The sequence below is a fragment of the Leptolyngbya sp. FACHB-36 genome, from assembly GCF_014695955.1.
Taxonomy (GTDB): Bacteria; Cyanobacteriota; Cyanobacteriia; order Leptolyngbyales; family Leptolyngbyaceae; genus FACHB-36.
In genome coordinates this window covers 1-3593 of record NZ_JACJPG010000004.1, presented here as the reverse complement: position 1 = coordinate 3593, position 3593 = coordinate 1, and the positions used below count along the sequence as shown (strand labels likewise).

Below are 3593 nucleotides of genomic sequence, written 5' to 3'. Positions count from 1 at the left end.
TCGTGCAAGTTGTGCGAGATCACCACAACGGCAAGACCCTGCTCCTTCAAGCGCAGAATTAGGTTCAGCACTTGGCGGGTTTGGACAACGCCGAGGGCAGCGGTGGGTTCGTCTAGCAGTACCACTTTCGGCTGGCGCAAAATCGTCTTAGCAACAGCGATACACTGGCGCTGTCCCCCAGAGAGCGCGGCGACTGGACGCCGCACCGAGGGAATTTTCACATCTAACGTCCGCAGCACCTCGATCGTGCGGCGCTCCATTTCAGTTTCGTCCAGCACCTTCAGCAGTCCAGGAATCACGGTGCGATACGCTTCCCGACCCAGCCACAGGTTGCCGACCACATCCAGGTTGTCGCACAGCGCTAGATCTTGATACACGGTTTCAATGCCCAGTCGGGTGGACTCCTGTGGGCTGCCGATCGTGACGGGCTGTCCGTCGATCAGAATTTCGCCGCTGTCGGGCACGTATGCGCCCGACATGGTTTTAATTAGCGTGGATTTGCCTGCGCCGTTGTCGCCGACCAGTCCAACGACTTCACCCGCGTAGACCTCAAAATCCACGTCTTTGAGCGCTTGGACGCCGCCGAAGGACTTGTTGATGTTGCGAAGTTCGAAGCGGGGACGAGACGTTGCTTCGCCCCGCGCGGCACGATCGCCCATTTCAGTAGACATCAGTTGCACACGCCTCCTGCGCCTGTGGGTAATCCGCTGCAGACTTGATCTTTGGTCAAGAAACCATCCGCGATCACCGTCGAGGCGACATTAGTTTTGTCTACAGCGATCGGCGTCACCAGTGCCGATGGCACTTCGCCACCGCCTTTCAGCGCGGTTTTACCGTTTACCACGGACCCCGGATCGGTGCCGTTGCTGAGTGCAGCAACCAACTGCGCCGTCACTTGGGCTTCTTTGACGATCGGCTTGTAAATCGTCATGGCTTGGTCGCCAATCAGAATGTTCTGAATCCCGGTTAGGGTGGCGTCCTGTCCGGTAACGAGCACTTTGCCGTTGAGCTTTTGCGATCGCAGCGCTGCAATCACCGTGTTCGCCATGCCGTCATTCGCCACATACGCCACGTCCACGTCGTTGCGCTGCTGCGTCAGGATGCCCTCCATCAGCGATTGGGCGCGACCGTTATCCCAGTTGGGCGTGTACTGGTCAAACACCAGGTTTAGACGTTTGTCGCTGACCGCAGGCTGAAGGGCGTTCATTGCCCCTTCGCGGAACTGCAACGCATTGTTGTCAGTTTGGGAGCCGTTGATCATCACCAGTTTTGCCCCTGGCTTCAACTCATAATTGCCTTTCTGAAACTGGTCCAAAATGTACTGCCCTTGTAGCTGCCCAACGCGCACGTTGTCGAACGACACGTAGTACGCGATGTCGGGGTCTTGAATTAGGCGATCGTAGGCAATCACCGGAACATTGCTCGCTTTTGCCTTTTGCACAATCACCGAGGCTTTGTCGCTGTCGTTCGGGTCCACAACCATGATGCACGCCCCTTTGGTCAGTGCTGCATCCGCCTGATTCTGCTGCGTATCGGCGTTGTTGTTGGCGTTGGCGTATTGAATCGTCGCACCGGGTAGCGCTCGCTTAATCTCCTGCTCTAACAGTGGACGATCGTACGCTTCATACCGTGCCGAAGAGTCGGACTCTGGTAGCATCACGGCAATGTTCTTGCAGCCCTTTGCAGCCGTAAACGTGGAGGTTTTTGCCGCGGCGTCTTGAGCTTGGTTGGTCCCAGCCGCATTGTTACCCGAATTCGTTGCCGCGTTGTTGCTGCACGCTGCCAGCAGCAGCAGTCCCGCCAAGGGAACTGCTGAGCGAAGTTGAAATGGCGTATTCATAAGTCGATTGATGAAACGTCGAGTCAGTAAAAAAAGCGATTTGCTAGAAGAAGAACACCGTCCGCACCACTCCCACAAACACATCGTCGTTGCGGGCATCGTGATTCGGAGCCGTGAGCCAAATCACGCCGGGCGTGATGGCAACGTTGTCGCTGATTCGGTAGCGGTAGAAGCCTTCAACGTGCAGGGAGGTGTCACGATCGATCGCGCCCCCATTCACCGAAGAATCGATTCCGGTCAGCTTCGGCTCCATGCCGACGATGATGCCGCCCAAGTTGCCCGGTCTTCCCAAATTGGGAAAGGCTAGACCAACGGCCCAGTGCCAAACGTCGCCGTCGCCTCGACCGATGTAGCGCTGCTGGGCATAGCCAACCCAGCCAGACAGCGCCAGATTTGGGCTGAAGTTTACGGTGGCAGTGGCGCCAAAGGCGTTGACGCTGACAGGACGACCAAAGTTAGCGTTCGCCAAATTGCTGCCCGTAGAAACGAGCGCAAAGGTGTCGTTCGGTCCCAGGTTTTCTGGGAAGGGACGGTAGGCGTTGATGTACGTCAAGCCAACGCGGATGTTGCCGCGAGGATTGAAAATAAGCTGTGCCTCCGCCGCATATTGACCTTCCAAGAGTCCCTGTCCGGCTGACGGGTTGTTTGCCGTTGGCGTCAGATAGGCCAGGTTGAGTTCTGCGATGTTGCCGAAGAAGTGCCGAATCCCAATTCCAGCCCCATAGGAGTAGTTGTAGATTGAGTTCCGCAACCCAAACAGGGAAACCGAGCCGCCGTCGAAGTAAGGGTTGAGCTGGGAGGAACCGTCCACATCGACGAAGCCGTTTCCAGTTCCAGCAATGTAGACATCGGTATTCTCGGTCAGTGGGAAGCGGTAGCGCAGCAGTCCAATTCCCGCAGAGCCACCGCTGTCGCCGTCAAATTCGATGCGTCCCTCGTTTGTTTGCAGCGGACCTACACCGCCACCGTTGAACGTGCTGCCGCCCAAAGGCACCACATTACTCGCTTGGATACGAGTGGTGAGCAGATCTCGACCTGAAAAACTGGTATCTAAGTTCAAGCGAACGCGGTAGCCCAAGGTAGGAACGCGATCAGCCTCGGTTCCATCTGCTCGATCGCCGCCCAGCACGCTGATCAAGCCCAGCACGATCTCGCCGTTTAGCTTGGTTGTGGTGGAGAACTGATTAGCTTCTAGCTCCGTCGTGCGGGCTTCTAAAGCATCCACCCGACCGCGTAGCGTAAGCAACTCGGTTCTAAACTCTTCCTGGAGCCGCTGCAAGGTGACTAGATCCTCTTTGCGGACCAGATCTGCGGTTGCAGAAGCGATCAGCTCGTTGATGCGATCGATACAGGCATTCAGTCCTGCTGCAAACTCATACCGCGTCAGGGCGCGGTTGCCTCGATAGGTGCGATCGGGGTAGCCCACGATGCAGCCGTAGCGCTCGACCAGCGACTGTAGCGCTTGAAACGCCCAATCGGTCGGTCGGACATCGGACAGTTGCGACACCGAGGTCACCTGATCCATGTCTTCAGCTTGAGCAACTAAGCGGTTAACCTCCGGAGCTGATTGGACGGGTGCAGACAAGTTGGCAGGCTCAGATTCGTCCGCTGGCTTAGCAGACGCCCCAGACGGACTGGGGGCGACTAACGCTGTTTTAATCGGTGTGGGAGTTCGTTGGTCCTCTGCGATCGCGGCTGACGCACTGGCAGCACTCATCGCTAACACAACCGGACTCAGGAGTAAAAACGTTTG

Annotated in this window: 3 protein-coding genes; all 3 read right to left on the bottom strand. The window is 57.0% G+C overall.

The features are described 5' to 3' along the window. The coding region (locus H6F43_RS00045) for an ATP-binding cassette domain-containing protein (RefSeq protein WP_242025196.1) at nucleotides 1-671 on the bottom strand (671 nt) is incomplete at its 3' end. Beyond that, the gene (locus H6F43_RS00040; protein ID WP_190340002.1) at nucleotides 671-1840 is read right to left on the bottom strand and encodes a sugar ABC transporter substrate-binding protein; all 1170 of its coding nucleotides are present in this window, start codon (nucleotides 1838-1840) and stop codon (nucleotides 671-673) included. The genes H6F43_RS00040 and H6F43_RS00045, both read right to left, overlap by 1 nt. Before the next feature lie 43 nt (nucleotides 1841-1883). Then, nucleotides 1884-3593, bottom strand: a 1710-nt coding sequence (locus tag H6F43_RS00035) for an iron uptake porin (protein WP_347272346.1), incomplete at its 5' end; no start/stop codon positions are given.